The sequence below is a fragment of the Paraburkholderia sp. Ac-20336 genome (assembly GCF_017105025.1).
Lineage (GTDB): Bacteria > Pseudomonadota > Gammaproteobacteria > Burkholderiales > Burkholderiaceae > Paraburkholderia.
Window position 1 is genome coordinate 1 of sequence record NZ_JAAGPS010000296.1, and the last position, 1,338, is coordinate 1,338.

Genomic DNA, 1,338 nt, shown 5'->3' on the forward strand with positions numbered 1-1,338 from the left:
TGGCACCGGGCGCGTCGTCATACCGGCTGTTGCAGATCGACTTGCTGCTGCGCCTGCGCGACGACGCGGCGGCCTCGCGCGCAAGCCGCGACGCGCTGGCGAGCGCCGGCGCCGCGGCTTCGATGATCCATCTGCAGCATGGCTATCTGCTGCAGCGTGACGGCCGTTACGACGAAGCGCGGGCGGACTACGACGAGGCGCTGGCGAGCGTGGCGGACCTGACGGACGTGGTGGACGACTCGCACGGCGCTGAACAACTGCGCGCGCTGCGTCTGCTCGTGGCCCGCGCCGAACTGAGCGCCGGCGACACGGCTGCCGCGCTCAAGGTTCTCGAAGCGTTTCCCGACAGCGACGCCGAGGCGCAACAATGGCGCCGGTTCGCGCAATGGCTCGCAACAGGAGACGCGTCCGCGCGGCCCGCGCTCGAACCGCCGCTTCTGCATTGCGAAGTCAATGGCACTGAACCAGCGTGCTCGCCGATCGCGCCGGAAAAGCCGGCAAGAACGCTGGCCGAGGCGGCCTATCGCGCCGCCGCGAACGCCCATCCGCGCGAGGCGCTCGGCCTGTTCGGCGCGGCTCTGCAGGTCGGTGGACCCGACCGGGAACTGGAAGGCCGGCGCGACGCCGTGCGCCGCCAGCTTGCGCAGGAGCCCGCGCGCGAAGCCTACGCCGCGCTGGCCGACAACGATCCCCAACGGGCGGAAAAAGCGATTGCCGAGGCGATTGCGAATGCGCCCGATGTAATGTCCTACCGGCTCCTGCTGATCGACGCGTTGACGCGCGAGCAGCGTTACGCCGAAGCGGAAGCCGCCGCGAGCGCGGCGATCCAGGTCGACGACGAGGACGCGGTGCCGCTGCTGCTGCGCGGCCACTTGCGCCAGATGCAGGGCCACTACCGCGCAGCGCGCGACGACTACACGAAAGCCGTCAAGAACGATGCACTCGGCGACGACGATCTGCGCAACGTCCGGCTCTACGTCGCCGATGCGGCGCTGGCCGAGGGCGATGCGGCGTTCGCCAGCGGCGTGTTGCAGCCGCTGCCGGCCGGCGACGCCGAAGCGGCCTGGCGGCGCAGCCTGATCGCGTACTACCGGCATCGCGCGGACCGCCCGCGGTTGCAGGCGCCGTTCCTCGATTGCCGGCTCACGCCTTACGGCACGGTGTGTACCGCGCGTCCCGCCGACAATGCGGCCGACGCGATGGTCCCGGTCATTTTCGCGGCGCTCGCAAAGGGCGACGACGCGACGGCTTTGACGCTCGCGCGCCAACTGGTCGCTGCCGCGCCGAAGCGCGACATGTACCGGCGCGTGCTGGCCGACGCGCTCGACGCGGCCGGCC

1 pseudogene is annotated in these 1,338 nt (G+C 71.2%); it reads left to right on the forward strand.

From position 1 onward, the window contains the following. Positions 1–1,338 (forward strand): annotated as a pseudogene (locus GXB81_RS31110) (hypothetical protein); the annotation flags it as partial.